Annotated in this window: 10 protein-coding genes; 3 read left to right on the top strand and 7 right to left on the bottom strand. The window is 71.4% G+C overall.

Translation table 11 applies throughout. The features are described from left to right. Positions 1–11: 11 nt before the first annotated feature. The 6 genes from F4561_RS28120 to F4561_RS28095 all read right to left on the bottom strand — a co-directional run bounded on the left by F4561_RS28120 (position 12) and on the right by F4561_RS28095 (position 8,396). Positions 12–3,089: a Tn3 family transposase gene (locus F4561_RS28120; protein ID WP_184584671.1), complete on the bottom strand. Its 3,078-nt coding sequence runs from the start codon at positions 3,087–3,089 to the stop codon at positions 12–14. Positions 3,090–3,317: 228 nt separating this feature from the next. Then, a complete protein-coding gene (locus F4561_RS28115) occupies positions 3,318–4,331 on the bottom strand; it encodes a LacI family DNA-binding transcriptional regulator (protein ID WP_184584668.1) in 1,014 nt (337 codons plus the stop codon). Positions 4,332–4,409: 78 nt separating this feature from the next. Further along, positions 4,410–5,516, bottom strand: a complete 1,107-nt coding sequence (locus tag F4561_RS28110) for a zinc-dependent alcohol dehydrogenase (protein ID WP_184584666.1) — start codon at positions 5,514–5,516, stop codon at positions 4,410–4,412. A 31-nt stretch (positions 5,517–5,547) separates the two neighbouring features. Then, on the bottom strand, positions 5,548–6,816 hold the full coding sequence (locus F4561_RS28105; protein ID WP_184584664.1) for a Tm-1-like ATP-binding domain-containing protein: 1,269 nt from the start codon (positions 6,814–6,816) through the stop codon (positions 5,548–5,550). After that, positions 6,813–7,472, bottom strand: a complete 660-nt coding sequence (locus tag F4561_RS28100) for a class II aldolase/adducin family protein (RefSeq protein ID WP_184584662.1) — start codon at positions 7,470–7,472, stop codon at positions 6,813–6,815. Before F4561_RS28100 ends, F4561_RS28105 begins: the two co-directional genes overlap by 4 nt. Positions 7,473–7,502: 30 nt before the next feature. Continuing rightward, on the bottom strand, positions 7,503–8,396 hold the full coding sequence (locus F4561_RS28095) for a creatininase family protein (protein ID WP_184584660.1): 894 nt from the start codon (positions 8,394–8,396) through the stop codon (positions 7,503–7,505). A gap of 594 nt (positions 8,397–8,990) precedes the next feature. On the opposite strand from F4561_RS28095, the gene F4561_RS28090 reads away from it, so the two are divergent. Both F4561_RS28090 and F4561_RS28085 read left to right on the top strand, forming a co-directional pair. Then, positions 8,991–10,493, top strand: a complete 1,503-nt coding sequence (locus F4561_RS28090; protein WP_184584657.1) for an Nramp family divalent metal transporter — start codon at positions 8,991–8,993, stop codon at positions 10,491–10,493. Between the two features lie 436 nt (positions 10,494–10,929). Next, positions 10,930–11,775: an NAD-dependent protein deacetylase gene (locus tag F4561_RS28085; RefSeq protein ID WP_376773829.1), complete on the top strand. Its 846-nt coding sequence runs from the start codon at positions 10,930–10,932 to the stop codon at positions 11,773–11,775. Positions 11,776–11,853: 78 nt separating this feature from the next. Here F4561_RS28085 and F4561_RS28080 read toward each other — a convergent pair whose 3' ends face one another. Beyond that, positions 11,854–12,624 (bottom strand): DUF2306 domain-containing protein, encoded by a 771-nt coding sequence (locus tag F4561_RS28080; protein WP_184584655.1) that lies wholly within the window; start codon positions 12,622–12,624, stop codon positions 11,854–11,856. Between the two features lie 134 nt (positions 12,625–12,758). Between F4561_RS28080 and F4561_RS28075 the strand changes: the two genes are divergently transcribed. Next, positions 12,759–15,494 carry an ATP-binding protein gene (locus F4561_RS28075; RefSeq protein WP_246438218.1) on the top strand — a complete coding sequence of 912 codons (2,736 nt, stop codon included), beginning with the start codon at positions 12,759–12,761 and terminating at the stop codon, positions 15,492–15,494. Positions 15,495–15,930: the final 436 nt, after the last annotated feature.

Below are 15,930 nucleotides of genomic sequence, written 5' to 3'. Positions count from 1 at the left end.
GGCATGACGCGTCAGATCTCGTCGTCGTCTTCAGCGGTATCAGGATCGCGCAGGTCGCGGATGGCGCCGGGGGCCAGCTCGGGGAGGGCGAAGGTGTAGGTCCCGTGCACGCCCAGGTGGGAGTGGACGAACGGGGACAGCCGAGCCATGTCCTCCTCCCGGACCGGGTAGCCCTGGGCTTTCAGCCGGCCCACAGCGGCATCCAGGTAGACGGTCGTCCAGAGGGTGGCGCAGTTGAGGACGAGACCGAGCGCGCCGAGCTGGTTCTCCAGACCGCGTTCGTAGCGGTGGTAAAGCTCGCCCTTCTTGCCGTGGCAGATCTTGCGGGCGAGGGAATGGCGGTTCTCCTGGAGGTTGCGGATGTCCTTGATGTCGCGCCGGTAGGTCTCGTCCACGTCGATGTAGTGCAGGATGTGCAGGGTCTTGAAGATCCGGCCGTAGGAGGCGATCGCCTCGCCGAGGGCGGTGGGGTGGCCGTCGCGCTGGAGCATGGTGACCACGTCGTAGGTCCGGACGGTGCCGGTGTAGATCGAGGCGACCACACGGAGGATGTCCTCCCAGCTGCGGCGGATCTTGCGCAGGTCGACCTTTCCCCGGGCGAAGGTGTTCAAGGGGCCGTAGTCGGCGGACGGGCTGATCCGCCACCCCTTCTGGTCGGGCAGGTCCGCCAGCGCAGGCCGGTAGGAGATGCCCAGCAGCTCCAGCAGGCCGAACACCAGGTCGGAGTAGGAGCCGGTGTCGGACACCACGACCTCGGGGAGTTCACCGCCGTCCAGACCGAAGAGGACGTCGACCATGTGCAGGGAGTCGCGGATCGTCCCCGACACCACCTTCGCACCGCGTCCCATGCCGCGGTCGTTCATAGCGTTCAGCCAGGTCATTCCGCGCTTGGAGCCGAAGTACTTACGGTTGGGGCGGGCGAACGCGGCCGGGACCGGGACGACGAACCGCATCCCGTCGACCGCGGCGACCAGACCGCCGCCCCACGCCTGAGCCAGCGGCAGCCCGGCCTGCTTGTCGACCAGTGGCGCGTTCGCCGAGCTCAGCGTCTCGGGCCGGAAGTAGTTCTGATAGACGTGCGACAGCCGTGAGCGTTCCAGCGCCTCGATGCCCTTCTTGGCGATCGGCCGGTACCCGACGTTGAGCGAGTGGGCCGTCAGGCAGGCCGCGACCGAGACCGGAAGGTCCTTCAGCCGGGACCGGCCGCCGGAGACAGCGGTGAACGCCTCGGCCAGCTCCGGCACCCACGACATGACCTCCAGGACCACCTCGGGCAGCTCCACGCGCGGCAGCATCGCGGTGGTGCGGGCCCGCAGGTCCACCAGCGACGGCGGTTCCTCGACCGCCTTCGCCCCACTCAGGTGGATCTTGCCCGCTTCGTCCACCCCGACGTCGGGGTTGGCGATCAGCCGCCCGCCGACCTGGCGCAGCGCGGTGTCCAGGGCGCGGGAGTGCTCGGCCAGCAGCTCATCCGGGCTCGCGGGCAGGCTGAGCGCGGTGAGGGCCTCAGGCCGGATCGCTTCCCACTGGGCGCCTTCCAGCAGTTCCGCTTGGGGGCTGCGCCACTTGGTGGATGCGCCGGCGTAGATCTCGCGGCGCTTCAGTCCGCGCCAAAACCGCTCCAGCACGCAGAAGGCGTAGGCGTGCCGGTTCACCGATCCGTCCTCGCGGGCCGGGTGCCCGAACACCAGGCGCTTCCACGGGCCGTTCACCACGCCGGCGTCGATGAGGCGGCCGGGGATCAGCGGGGCGCTCAGACGGCTGCGGTGGGCCAGCACCCCCGGCAGGCACTTCATCGCCTCCAGCACCGGCGCGCCCTCGGCGTTCGCGCCGAACTCGATCACCTCCGGCAGCACCTTCAAGAACCCCGACACCGTCGTGTAGCGGCCCACCAGCTCTGAGCGCCAGTCATCGGGGACAGCGGCCTCCGCCGGCCCTGCGTTCTCGTTCACCAGGACCAGCGCGGCACGCAGCTCGGTGCGGGACGTGACCGCCTCGATCGCCTCCCACACCTGGGCGACCCGCACCCGTTCCTCGGAGCCGCCCCAGCCCTCGGAGGCGAACAGCGCCTCCACCGCGACCGCCAGCCTGGCCGCGGATTTGGCCAGCTTGGGATGCTTGCGGACCTTCTCCTTGTCGGAGGCGTTGTGCGCCTTGTTCACCAGCTCGGTCGTCATCAGCAGATCGAGCAGCTCCAGGGTGTCGTCGACCGACTTGGACTCCAGGTGGCGGACCGTGGCCAGCAGTGTCGCCAGCCGGCGGCCGTCCGGATGGCGGCGCAGCGCCGAGGCGTCGGCCCGCATCCCGTACTTGGCGAGCTCGCCCAACCGGCGCGGTGGCACCAGCGCCTCCGCCCCCAGGTCCGCCAGTTCCAAGCCCTCGATCTCGGCCACCTGGTCCAGCGCCTTGATGATCGTCGGGCCGGACGCGCGCGGCGCCACGCCCTTGCGCCACCGCTCCAGATCCGACACCCGCGACCCGGCCGCAACCTCCAGCAGCTGATCCAGCACGTAGCGCTGGCCGAGGGTCAGCAGCCCCTCCAGCGCACCCCGCAACCGCTCCGTCGTGTCGTCGCGGACTTTCGCCACCAGCCGGGCCAGCGTCGTCACGCCCGGCAGCAGCACCTTGCGCTCGGCCAGCCACCCCACTCCCTCGGTGAAGATCGCCTTCGGGCCGTCCCCCGACGTCCACGACCTGGCCGCCACCCACGCCGCGAACTCGGCCTCCGCCGAGGCGAAGTCCCTCCACCCGTACACCCGCCGGATGTCGCGCTGATGATCGAACGGCGTCTCCCGCCGCTCGGCATACCGCTTCACCTGGGAGGGGTCCTCGATCTCCAACCGCTCGGCGACGAACTCCAGCACCGTGCCCGGCACGTCCAGCGGGTCCTCCAGAAACGTCCCCAGCCACCGAACCGTCACCAGCTGGAGCGCGAACCCGAGCTTCATGTGCTGGCCGCGCCGCTGCGCGACCTGCGCCCGGTCCTCGTCATCGAGGAAGAACACCCGCTCCAGATCCGCCCGCGACGGCGGCCCCGCGTACCGCCCGTAAGCGGTCGCCTCGTCATCGGTCAGGAACTCCACTGGCATAGGCCACAAAGTAGGGCCGACCGACCAGTAACCAACCCAGAGCGACCGAACCGTTACAAACCCCTGGGGTGTGTCGGCGCCACCCGCATCGGAACGCTGGGTGGCGGTACATCCGCCTGGCGCGACCCGCTAACGCCACTGACCGTTCGGTTGCTGCTCAAGCCCCGACCGCGAACGAGACCGCGACCAGCTCCTCGCCCGCGGTGGGACGCCGGAGCGCGCGGCGCCCTACCGCGGGGGAGCCGCGCAGCTTTCCCGGACCATGAGCGTGGTCGAGAGCACGCGGGCCCCGGGCTCGGGGGTGCCGCCGCCCTCCTCGAACTCGCGCGCGAGCAGTTCCATGGCCGCGCCGCCCATGTCGTAGGTGGGTACGGACACGGTGGTCAGCGCGGGTCGGATGTAGCTCGCCAGCGAGACGTCGTCGAACCCGACAAGCGAGACGTCGGCGGGTACCCGCAGGCCGGCGTCGGTCAGAGCCGCCATGGCGCCGACCGCCATCCGGTCGTTCGCCGCCACGAGCGCGGTGGGCCGGGTGGGCTGCGCCGCCAGCTCGCCGGCGACGTCGTACCCGCTCTGCTCCTGCAGGTCGCCTTCGCGGACCAGGTCCTCGTTATAGCCGATACCCGCGGCCCGCAGAGCCGCGCGGTACCCCTCGACCCGGTCCTGGACGGTGATCGAGGACGCCGGACCGGCGATGAAGCCGATCCGGCGGTGGCCCAGGCCGGTCAGGTACCCGATGACCTCCCCCATCGCGGCGACGTTGTCCACCTGGATCGAGGGATACTCCAGCTCGTGCCGCCCGACCACCACCACCTTGGTGCGGTACGGCTCGAACACGTCACGCAGCATGGGCATGGTGGTGCTGCCGCCCGCGATGATGATGCCGTCGACCCGCGTCTTGATCAGCGTGTCGACGTAGGTGGCCGTCTTCTCCTCGTCGCGGTCGGTGTTGCAGAGCATCACCCGGTAGCCGAGGGTGGAGGCGGCGTCCTCCACCCCGCGGACCAGCGGCGGGTAGTAGGGGTTGGAGATGTCCGGAAGCACCAGCCCCACCGTCGCGGTGCGGTCCTGCAGCAGCGCCCGGGCGAGGTCGTTCGGCCGGTAGCCGACCCGGTCGACGACCTCCAGCACGCGCTGGCGAGTCTCCGGACGCACCGTCTGGCTGCCCGGCTTGGGGCTGAGCACCCGCGACACCGTGGCCACCGATACCCCCGCCGCGGCGGCGACGTCTCGGATGTTCATTGCGATACCTGACTACCTGTTCCTCGGTGGCGGGCCGCGCGGCCGCCCGCTCGGCTCTTCTGGAGAGCATATTTGCGGCTAGGGAATAAGCACGACCTTCATCGGGTCGCCGTCCCGTTCCCGCACCACCCGGAACGCCTCGGTGATGTCCTCCAGCGGGAACCGGTGCGTGACCAGCTCCGCGCCGCGGAGCTTGCCCTCCGACGCCATGGCGACGGCCCGCTTGACGTTGTTGCCGCCCTCGCCACGGGAGGTGTACATCGTGATGTCCTTGCGGATGGCGGCGCTCAGGTCCAGGGTGACCTGCCCCGGGTAGAACGCGACCAGCAGGATCTTGCCACCGCGCTTGGTCCCCTCGATCGCCTGCTGCGGGCAGTCGGTGCCGCCGGACGCCTCGATGCTCAGGTCGGCGCCTTCGCCCTCGGTGAGCCGGAGGACCTCCTCGGCGACGTCGGTCTCCCTGGCGTTGATCACGTGGTCGGCACCCAGGCGCTTGCCCACCTCCAGCCGGGACGGCCGGGTGCCGACCAGAATCACCTGGCGCGCGGCCATCTGCTTGCACAACTGGACGGTCATCAGGCCGACCGGCCCGGGGCCGAACACGACAACGGACTGCCCGGCGACGTAGCCGCCCGCGACATCGAGCCCGTACAGCCCGGTGCCGGCCGTGGTGATGAGAACGGCGTCCTCGAAGGACACCGAGTCGGGCATCCGGTACAGCGCCTTCGCGTTGTGCACGGCGTACTCCGCGAATCCGCCGTTCATGGTCATGCCGGTGGCGCGGTGCCCCTTCGAGGGGTTGGCGTAGTTCAGGCACGCCGTGTAGCGCCCGACGAGGCAGTTGTCGCAGCTCCCGCAGCCGGCGTGCGCCTCGATGCACACCTTGTCGCCGACCTGGAACTCGTCGACGTTCTCGCCCAGGGCGGCCACGGTGCCGGTCCACTCGTGGCCGGGAATGTACTCCCCGAACGGCGGGGTCTGCGGGAAGTGGCCCCCGAGGATCTTCAGGTCCGTCCCGCAGGTGCCGCACATCGCGACCCGCACCAGCACCTCTCCGGGGCCCGGCGCCGGTACCGGGCGCTCGACCACGCGGATGTCGTCGGGGCCGTAGAGGACCGCCCCCCGCATGGTCTCGGGTACGTCGGCCGCGGCGCCCGCCGCGGCGATGTCGTTGGTCTTGGCCATACTTGCCACCCTCTTCCGGCGGGGCGCCGGGTTACCCCGCCTGGTGCTCGAATCGGACACTCGTGTGGTCCCGCAGCAGCTCCAGCAGCGTCTCCGCTGCCGTGGTCGCGAAGACCGGGTCGTTGATCGTGGTGTCGAGCTCGCGCAGCACGACGTGCGGCGCCAGCCGGGTGCGCAGCGTCTTCGTGAACGCGCTGTTGGCGGCGGGGTCGTGCAGCACCCCTCCGGGGCTGCCGACCACCGACCAGCCCAACGTCGGAACGAGGACGGCGACCGGCCCCTTCGACGCGTTCAGCCGCTCCGCCATGGTCCCGGCCACCGCTGCCAGCTCGTCGGCGGAGGCCCGCACGTTGGTGTTGTTCGGGTTGTGGTGGTGCACCGGACGGTCGCGGAGAGCCGGGGGGATCGTGTCGGGCCCGCCGAAGCAGAAGTACTCCAGCCCGCCGGGGGCCACCACCTGGGGGATCGCGGCCCGGCCGGCCGCGGTGAGCCGGCCCGGGCGCACGGGCGTGTAGACGTCGTCCGGGAACAGCTCGCCGAGCAGCTCGTGCGTGGTGAGGTCGAGGACTCCGTGGAACAGGCCGTCGTCGATCAGCCGCTCCATGGCCGACCCGCACGCGCCCGACGCGTGGAACGGGACCGAGTTGATGCCGATGCCGGCGTCGGACAGGGTCGACATCGCGGTCGTCACGGCGTCGTGGGTGTTGCCGAACGCGGTCAGCGCGACCATCGGCCGGCCGTCGCGGGCGCCCGCCATGTCCGCGCCGGCGCCCGCGCCCACCATGCCGGACATCGCCGCGGCGGCCCGCCGCAGCACGCCGGCCACCACCGGGTTGGCCCCACCCAGCAGGTCGGCGACCGAGAACATCAGTGTCACGTCGCTGTCGCCGACGTACTCGCGCACGTTGCCCGACGCCACCGTGGACACGATCAGCTTCGGCACGCTGAAGGGGAGGTCCCGCATCGCCGCCGCGGCGATGGAAGTCCCCTGGTTGCCACCGACCGCGAGCACCCCGCCGAGCTCCCCCGCGGAGTGCCACCCGGTCAGCACCTCGCGGGCGCCGGACGCCATGACCGCCATGGCCTCGTCCCTGCGGGCGGTCGCGCGCAGTCCGTCCAGCTCCTGGCCGGCCATCGCGGCGACCACCCGCGCCGGGGCGTCCACGTCTTCGTCGACCGGGGTCAGTCCGACGTCGACCACCCGAACCGGGTGGCCGCGCCCGAGGAGCTCGGCCCGGAGGTACTCGACCTCGGCGGCCTTGGTGTCCATCGTGGCGAGCAGAACGACGAGGCCGCTCATCCGGTCACCTCGGCCAGGGGAGCGGTGTCGACCGCGAGCGGCAGCGAGTCCGGGGTGGTGCCCTGGATCCGCGCGGCCATCAGCGCCACCTTGGCGCAGTCCTCCAGGTACTCGGTGCGGTAGTGGGCCGTGCGCAGGTCCGGCCCCACCGTGATGGTGCCGTGCTCGCGCATCACCGCGGCGCGCACCTCGGGATCGGAGAACGCCGCGACGACCGCGTCGGCCAGCTCGGCCGAGCCCGCGGGGAGCAGGTCGACCAGGGCGACCCGGCGCAGGTGCGCCCGCCCCGCCGTGTGCACCAGCGGAACGGGCTGGTTGGCGACGGCGAACGCCACCGAGTGCGGCGGGTGCAGGTGGGCGATCCCGCCCACCTCGGGCCGCGTGCGGTAGACCGCCGCGTGCCAGCGCCACTCCTTGGACGGCGTCCGCCCCTCGTCGAGCACCTCCCCGTCGAGGTTCATCAGCACCGTGTCCGAGATGTCCATCTCGCCCTTGCAGCCACCGGTCGCCTTGATCAGCACCAGGTCGGTCTCCGGCACCCGCAGGCTGTTGTTGCCGCTGACGCCCGGCACCAGGCCGCGTTCGTAGCCGTGCCGGGAGACGGCGACCAGGTCCTCGCGCAGCAGCCGCAAGGTCGCGGCGTCCACCTCAGGCATCGCTGCCTCCTTCGCCCGTCGACTCGGGTGTCATGCCCGCTCGGGGTAGTCGCTGTGGGTGACCTCCACCTTGAACTGCCGGACCTCCTCGACGTAGCCGGTCAGGTGCTCGGCCATCCGGTCGAGCATGGCCAGGCCCTTGTCCTTGGTGGAGCGGAACGGGTTGCCGATCACGGCGGTGTCGCAGTACTCGTGGTGCTCCATGGGTACCCAGATGTTCTCCGACCCGCGGAACTTCACCGTCCCGGTGCCGTCGGTCTTGGAGAAGGCGTCGGTCATGTACTCGGGAGCGTGCGCCCGGTCCTCAACGGCGCGGTCCATGTTGACCAGGCCGTCCCCCGTGGCCATCAGGACTGAGGTCTCCAGCTCGCTGGAGTGCCACCCCGGCGTCTCCTCCGGCGGGTTGTCGAAGAGGTCCTGGACCGCGTTGGCGTCGCGCTCGGTCGGGGTCTTGTAGTAGGAGATGTAGGCGCCGGTCTCGTAGCGCAACTGGCGCATGATCTCGTCGATCGGCTTGGTGTTCGAGCCATGGTGGCTCACGAAGATGATCTTTCGGAAGCCGTGGAAGATCAGGCTGCGCGCGACATCGTTCATGATGCGCCGGTAGGTCTCGGCGCGCAACGTGACCGTGCCGGCCCCTTCGAGGTGCCGCCCCATGTGGTGCGGCGAGTAGCCGAACGGCACGAGCGGCGAGTACACGACGTCGGCCGCCTTGGCGGTGCGCTCGACGACTTCCATTGTGACGTAGCTGTCGGTGCCGAGCGGGATGTGCGCACCGTGTTTCTCCGTGCTGCCCAGGGGGATCAGGACGACGTCCTGCCCGCTCTCGCTCAGGCGTTCGGCGACCTCGGCGTAGGAGAGCGCCAGGATGTTGTGCTTGCGCTCCTCGTCGGAGTCGGAGTGCACATAGTCCTTGTCAGCCATCAACCGCACCCTTCAGTGACGCGTTCTTGATTCTCGACCAGCGTGTGAGCCGCCCACGTTGGTGCCTGCCACCTGCGCTTCCGGGCTCTCCGCCGGATCGGGCCGCCGGGGAGCTCCCATCGGGTTCGGTAGTGCGCACCGAGGGCGATGTAATGCTTTTCTGTAACGCTTTACATTAATTCGGCGCCTAATGCGGTGTCAATGGGTTCGCGTTCGGTGGCCGTCCCCGCCGCGCGGGCCCCGCACCGCGGGGACGGCCGGAGGCTCGGGGTGGGTTGGTCGAGGTGAGGCCCTTGCGGGGGGACCGGTGCGGCGAGCGGCCTGTGCCGCCCCGTGCGGGCCGAGTCGTTCGCGCGGACCAAGGATCCGGCTGGTCAAGATAGGGGGTGTGTGACCATTGACACTCTCGCTGGTCATGACCTAAGTTCTGTAACCCATTACAGAAAAGCGTTACATGGAGCCGCTCTCCACCTGACGTCCTGTCTCGCGCCGCTTCGGCCACCGTCGCCACTCGGGCAGGGCCGCTGGTCAACGAATCCCCTGCGAGGGCCGCAGCGGGTACACGCGTCCGCTCTGGGCCTATGGAGATCTGCTATGCATTCCAGCATCGATGACCCGAACGAAGACGACAGCAACGACGTCGGCACCGACGCCGCCAGCGGCCGGGACCCGTCGGCCACCTCCGCGCCCGGCTCCCCCGAAGAGGGCGGCTCCGCGGGTACCGGCGGCACCCGGCGCGACACCCCGTCCGAGGCGGTACCGGTGCGGCTAGAAGCGCCGGGAACCGGCTTCCGCCAGACGTGGAAAGCGATGGGGCCCGGAATCGCGGCCGCCATGACCGGGATCGGCTCCAGCCACATCATCCACGCGCCGACCGCCGGCGCGCAGTGGGGCTACACCCTGCTGTGGATCATCCCGGTCGCATACCTCCTCAAGTACTGCGCCTTCGAGTTCGCGCACCGGTACACGGTGGTGCGCGGCGAGAGCATCATCGAGGCCTACCAGCGCGTCGGGCGCGGATACGGCCAGTGGCCGTTGTGGTACCTGCTCTTCAACTCCGTCGCGAACACATTCAGCACAGCCGGGCGCGCCCTTGGCACCGCGGCCATGATCTGGGCGGCGTTCCCGTTCCTGCCGCTGCCGGCCTGGGGGATCCTGGTCCTGCTGGCGTGCGTCGCCATCCTGTGGACCGGCAAGTACGCGGCGCTGGAGACGGTCGTCAAGCTGTGCATCATCGTCTTCTGCGTCGCCGTGCTGGTGGCGTTTGTGCTGCGCATGCCGTCCCCGGATGAGTACGTCGCGAATCTGGTCCCGGCGCTGGCGCCCGCCGGCGCGCTGGTGCTGGTGGGCGCGATGTTCGGGTACTTCCCCACCACCGTGGAGATCTCGCCGATGCAGTCGAACTGGGCGGTGGCCAAGGGGGCCGGGATGGCCCGGGTCCGCGCCCTGGAGCGCCAGGGCCACCGGGTCGAGCTCGCGCCGAACTACCTGCGCAACAACTTCAAGCTGTTCAAGCGCGACATGAACATCAGCTACGTCATCTCGGGCCTCACCGGGCTGGCGTTCCTGATCGTCGGCGCGGTGGTGCTGCACCCGATCGGGCTGGTGCCGGAGAAATCCGAGATGGGCGCGACCATCGCGCGGATGTACACCGACACGTTCGGGCAGTGGGTCTTCCCGGTCATCATCGCTGGCGGAGTGGCGGCACTGTTCTCCACGACGCTGACCTACTTCGACGGCCAGCCCCGCATCTTCGTGGAGTGCTGTGTGCGGCTGCGCACGGCGTGGGACACCCCGAAGGTGCGCGGGTGGCTCTACCGCGGCTTCCAGATCGTGTGGATCGTCGCCGGCTCGGCCATCATCATCGGCCTCCCGGAGCCCGTGCTGGTGGTGCAGCTCGCCTCGGTCCTGGCCCTGCTGTTCTCGCCGGTCATCTACTGGCTGAACATCAAGGCGGTCAGGGACAACTTCACGTCGCCGGCGGAGCGCGAGTTCCTGCCCTCCCGCCCCATGATGGTGTGGGCCTGGCTCGGGCTGCTCGGCCTCGTCGTCATCTGCGTGTGGATCCTCAGCTCGGCCGACCTCACGGAGATCTGACCGCGCCGAACCTCCCTCCGGACCCCGGCCGGCCCGCGCCCTCCTGCGGGCTGGCCGGGGTTCTCGCGTACGCCAGTGGCCAGTGAGAACGCGGCCGCGGGCGGCCCTGCCAGAGTGGCGTGCCACCGTATCTCCCGGATCCTCCGCGGTGCGGAGCCGAAGTTCGCGGCGCGGAAGGGCCTCCGGCGGAAACACGGCGGCCCCGCACGGCTCCGGCGCCTGTGAACGGCTAACCTCGGGTCCGGGAGCAGCACGAGGGAGGGGCACGGGCGGTCACGCCTGGTCCCGGCTCGCCCCGTGCGGTTCCGGGCCGAGCCGGACAGAGGAGCCGCCAGTGAGCCGCCAGGAACCGGCGCCGCTGACCCGCGGCGCGGGAACCCCGCCGCCCGAGAGGTCCGCCAGCCGTGAGTCCGGGCACCCCGGGGCCGTGGTCACGGTGGGCAGCGGTCCGGAGGCGGCCGGCATCGCCGCTGCGGCGGTCCGCGTGCGCGCCGTGCTGGGGGACGCCCGCATCACCGTGCTCACCGGGGCGGGTCTGTCCACCGACTCCGGAATCCCCGACTACCGCGGGCCCGACTCCCCACCGCGCAAACCCATGACCTACCAGCAGTTCGTCTCAAGCGCCGCGTTCCGGCGCCACTACTGGGCGCGCAACCATCTCGGGTGGCGGCACATGGGCGGCGCGCGCCCCAACGACGGGCACCGCGCCCTCGCCCGCCTGGAGAGTGGCGGCGTGCTGAACGGGCTGATCACCCAGAACGTCGACATCCTGCACGAAGCGGCGGGCAGTTGGCACGTCATCGACCTGCACGGCCGCTACGACCGCGTCATCTGCCTGACCTGCCGCGGTGTGACCAGTAGGGCCGCCCTGGACGAACGCCTCACCGCGCTCAACCCGGAGTTCACCGCCGACCTCGCCGACGTCGAGGTCGCTCCGGACGCCGATGCCGCCATCGCCTCCACGGAGGGATTCCGGGTGGCCGACTGCGACTCCTGCGGCGGGATACTCAAACCCGACATCGTGTACTTCGGGGAGAACGTGCCCAAGGAGCGCGTGGAGCGCGCCTACGCCCTCGTGGACCGGGCCGAGGCGCTCCTGGTGGCGGGATCGTCGCTGACCGTGTGGTCCGGCCTGCGCTTCGTCCGGCGCGCGGACCGGCGGGGCACGCCCGTGGTGATCATCAACCAGGGGCCGACCCGCGGCGACGGGCTGGCGACCCTGAAGGCCGAGGCGGGCTGCTCCCCGCTGCTGCGCGCGCTGTCCGAGCTCTATGCGGGGTGAGGGGCGGCCGTCCGCCCGGCCGCACCCTCACCCCGGCCCCCCTCGGTGCTCGCCGAAGGCGGCACCGGCCGGCCCGCGCTACGCCGGTTGCGTGGCGTCTTCCTGCGCTGGCCGGGCTTTCTGGCGGGACGGTGTACGGCGGCCGCGCCTCCGGTACTGGATCCACCATTCCACGATGAGCAGGTTGAGCACCCAACTCAGCCAGCTACTCGTCGAGCCGGCGATCATGATCAGCATCTGCTGGTCGCCGCCGAACGTGGTGTCGAGTTGCGGCATGAGCGTTATCACGGCGGCTGTGGACCACAGGCGGTTCATCGCGATCGCGAAGATCAGTGCGAAGCTGCGCAGCATCCACTCGCGGTGCTCGGCGTACCGCCGCTGGCGCACCATCCGGTACCCGACGATGGTGCACGTCAGCCACAGGATCCCCCAGAGAGTATTGCTGACCTGGCCGCCGAGGCCCGAGTGGCTGAGGGGCGCGAGGACCAGGGACGGAAGGCCGACGAGCGGTATCCCGATCATGACGTAGGTCCGCCCGCTCCACCGGTGCACGGCGGGATAGTTCTGCCGCAGCCACGGCCACACCTGGAGGCAGACGGCGAGCATGACGATGCTGCCGGCGAAGATGTGCGTCACCATGAACGGGTAGTGCAGCGGGAAGTCGTCCCGGATCGGGAAGCGCGACAGCTCGGGGTCGAGGGTCAGGTACGGCGGCACTGAGAAGCTCAGGAAGACCACGGTGGCCAGGCCCAGTGGCAGGATCCACGGGCGCCGCCACCACCTCGGGCGCGTCCGGGTGGACGCGCCCGGCGGGTTCGGTGGGCTCGCCTCGCGAGTCGTCGTGGCCACAGCGGAGTCTCCAATCACAGCGGACCGTCCTCGGTGGTCTCCAGTCTCCGACCGCCGCCTGGTCCGGCGCTTGAGTCGAATCGACCGCACTCGTGCTGACGCCGCAGCGGATTGGTTCTAGGGTTGAGCACGTGATGGTCGGGCGCGCGGCGGAACGGGACACCCTGACGCGCATACTCGGCGAGGCGTGCGCCGGCCGCGGCCGGGCGCTCCTGGTGCGCGGCGAGGCCGGAGTCGGAAAGAGCATGCTGCTGCACCGCACGGCGGAGGACGCCGGAGACCGGGACATGCGCGTGCTGCACTGCTCCGGAGTCGAGTCCGAGGTGGAGCAGGCGTTCAGCGGGCTGCACCAGTTGCTCGGCCCGGTGCTCGGCCACCTGCCCGACCTCCCGGAGGCGCAGGCCGGCGCGCTGCGCGGCGCGCTGGGACTCACCGACGCCGCGGCCACGGACCTGCAGGTGTCGGCGGCGACGCTGGCGCTGCTCGCCGCTGCCGCGCGCGAGCGCCCTCTTCTCGTCGCCGCCGACGACGTGCAGTGGCTCGACCGGGCGACGGCGCGGACGCTGGTGTTCGCGGCGCGCCGGCTGAGCGGCGAACCCATCGCGGTCCTGCTCGCCGCCCGAGCCGGCGAGGCATCCACCGTGGACACCAGCGACCTTCCCGCCCTCCAATTGGGCGGGCTGGCGCCTCCCGAGGCGGCGCGACTACTCGCCGAGCGCGGGTGGGAGATCCCCGGCCATCTCCGCGACACGGTGCTCGCGGCGACCGGCGGGAACCCGCTCGCCCTGACCGAGCTGGCCGCGTTCGGCGACCCGGACCGGCTCCTGGCCGACCTCGCGCTGACCGGTACGGTTCCGGTGGGCGACCGGCTCCGCGGCGCGTTCCTGCGCCGGATCACCGCCTTGCCGGCCGACAGCCGGGACGTGCTGCTGGTCGCGGCGGCCGAGGAGACGGGGAGCACGGAGGCGGTGGTCGGCGCCGCCGCGCGGCAGGGCGTCTCCTCCAGTGCTCTCGACGCGGCCGAGCGCGCGGGTCTCGTGCACGTCACGGGCACTGCCATCCGGTTCCATCACCCGCTGGTGCGGTCCGTCGCCTACCACGACGCGTCGTTCGCGCGGCGGCGCGCCGCGCACGAGGCCATCGCCGCGGAGCTGACCGCGAACTCGGCGGCCGACCAGGCGGCCTGGCACCGGGCGGTGGTCGCGACCGGGCCGGACGAGAAACTCGCGAGCGCTCTCGAACGCAGCGCCAACGCCGCGCGGCGCCGGGGCGGGGAGGCGGCCGCGGCGACGGTGCTGCGGCGGGCCGCCGGGCTCAGCGAGTCCGCCGAGGGGCGCCGAGACCGGACGGTGGCCGCGGCGTTCGTCGCCCTGGACTCCGGCCAGCCCGACGTCGCCCGGACGCTGGCAGAGGAGGTCCTCGCCGACCCCGCACCCGAGGTGACGCTCGCGCAGCTCACCGGGAACATCGAGCTGTACTCCGGTGACCCGGCGGTGGCCTACGAGCACCTGTTGCGCTGCGGGGAGCTGCTGGCCGCGAGCGATCCGGAGGAAGCCGCCTGGGCGCTCGTGCAGGCCGCGAGTGCCGCGTTCCGCTCGGGAGACATGGAGGCGCTGGTCGCCGCGGTGCGGCGGATCGACGCCCTCGACTGCGCACCGACCACCCGGCGGGTGGGCCGGTACGTGATCGAGGGCGGGGAGCTGACCGCGGCCCAGTTGTGGGAGCTTCCCGAAGCGCTGGCCCGGACCCAGCCCGAGGGCGGAGGGCGGCCGTGGATGTGGGCCACGGTGGTCGGCTGGCGGTCGCCGGACCTGGCGCAGGCGCGGCTCCTCGCGGAGGCCACCGGCCGGCGGCTGCACTCCATTGGGGCGACGGCGCAACTGCCGGAGCTGCACTACTACCTGGCCGACATCGAGTTCTGGCTCGGCCAGTGGGACTCCGGGACCGAGCACGCCGAGGAAGGGCTGCGGTTCACCCGCGAGACAGGACAGCGCACCTGGACGGCCAACCACCTGGCGCTGCTGGCGCGCTTCGCCGCGGGACGGGGCGACACGCGGTCCTGCCGGCAGTACGCCGAGCAGGCCCTGGAGATCGCGGCACCGCTGCGCGAGCGCGCCGCGGCCGGCATGGCGACCGCGGCGCTCGGCCTGCTGGCATTGGGGGAGGGCGATGCCGAGCAGGCGTGCCGCCACCTGGCCCGGCTGGTCACACCGGGATCGCCCTATGCGCACCCGCCCACAGCGCTGTCCTCGATCAGCGAGATCGTCGAGGCGTCGGTGCGCGCCCAGCGTCCGGAGCTGGGGCGCGGCGCGCTGGAAGGGTTCGAGGCGTGGTTCGGTTCCACCCACTCCCGCAGCCAGCTCGCCTCGCTGCACCACTGCCGCGCGCTGCTCGCCGGAGATGCCGGCGAGGGCGGGGATGCCGGCGACGGGTGGGAGGCCCCGGAGCAGCACTTCCGACGCGCGCTGGAGGTCGGGGAGGTCGCGGATCGGCCGTTCCACCGGGGGCGTACGGCGCTGTTCTACGGCGAGTGGCTGCGCCGCAACCGGCGCCGGGCCGACGCGCGCGTCCAGCTCCGCACCGCCGCCGACGCGTTCGGGAGTGCCGGGGCCGAGCCCTGGGCGCGGCGGGCCCGCGCCGAGTTGCGTGCCACGGGGGAACGGGCGCAACGAGCCCGCTCGGCGGCCACCGAACTGCTCAGCGCGCAGGAGCTGGAGGTGGCCCGGCTCGCGGCTCAGGGCCTGAGCAACCGGGAGATCGGTGAGCGGCTGGTGTTGAGCCCGCGCACCGTTGGTTCGCACCTCTACCGGATGTTTCCCAAGCTGGAGATCTCCACCAGGTCCCAGCTTCGCGATCTCGACCTGGGGTGAGCCCGGACGGCGAAGGTCGGTGGTGGACCGGCTCCTGCGGTGATCGGTGCGGGTGCCCGGTGGTGGCCGCCCGACGAGGGCAGTGGGTGTACCGGCCCGTGGTGGTCGCTGCGGGTGCCCGGTGGTGGCGCACGCAACGAGAGCAGCGAGGACGGTGGATGGGCCGGCCCCCGGTAATCGGTACGGGTGCCCGCCGGTGGCGCGCCTGACGAAAGCGGCATCGAAGGCAGCGGGTGGGTCGGGGCCTGTGTCGGGGGTGCGTCCCGTTCGGGGCCAGTCCCGGTTGGCGGTGCCGCACACGCCCGCTATGCCCGGTTTATGGGTATTCTCGGCGTTGATCTTGAGGATTTCGTTCCTTTGCCGCGCGGTAAGGGAACGAAATCCTCAGGATCCGCACACAGGCCCGCACAATCCGGACATGGCAGGCGCGCGCGAG

This window comes from Lipingzhangella halophila (genome assembly GCF_014203805.1).
Taxonomy (GTDB): domain Bacteria; phylum Actinomycetota; class Actinomycetes; order Streptosporangiales; family Streptosporangiaceae; genus Lipingzhangella; species Lipingzhangella halophila.
The sequence above is the reverse complement of the archived record's forward strand: the minus strand, read 5'-3'. Positions and strand labels throughout refer to the sequence as shown.

Excerpts from the sequence above, each read along its gene's own strand:
- F4561_RS28120 (WP_184584671.1), bottom strand. The coding sequence starts at position 3,089 with ATGCCAGTGGAGTTCCTGACCGATGACGAGGCGACCGCTTACGGGCGG.
- F4561_RS28115 (WP_184584668.1), bottom strand. The coding sequence starts at position 4,331 with ATGAACATCCGAGACGTCGCCGCCGCGGCGGGGGTATCGGTGGCCACG.
- F4561_RS28110 (WP_184584666.1), bottom strand. The coding sequence starts at position 5,516 with ATGGCCAAGACCAACGACATCGCCGCGGCGGGCGCCGCGGCCGACGTA.
- F4561_RS28105 (WP_184584664.1), bottom strand. The coding sequence starts at position 6,816 with ATGAGCGGCCTCGTCGTTCTGCTCGCCACGATGGACACCAAGGCCGCC.
- F4561_RS28100 (WP_184584662.1), bottom strand. The coding sequence starts at position 7,472 with ATGCCTGAGGTGGACGCCGCGACCTTGCGGCTGCTGCGCGAGGACCTG.
- F4561_RS28095 (WP_184584660.1), bottom strand. The coding sequence starts at position 8,396 with ATGGCTGACAAGGACTATGTGCACTCCGACTCCGACGAGGAGCGCAAG.
- F4561_RS28090 (WP_184584657.1), top strand. The coding sequence starts at position 8,991 with ATGCATTCCAGCATCGATGACCCGAACGAAGACGACAGCAACGACGTC.
- F4561_RS28075 (WP_246438218.1), top strand. The coding sequence starts at position 12,759 with ATGGTCGGGCGCGCGGCGGAACGGGACACCCTGACGCGCATACTCGGC.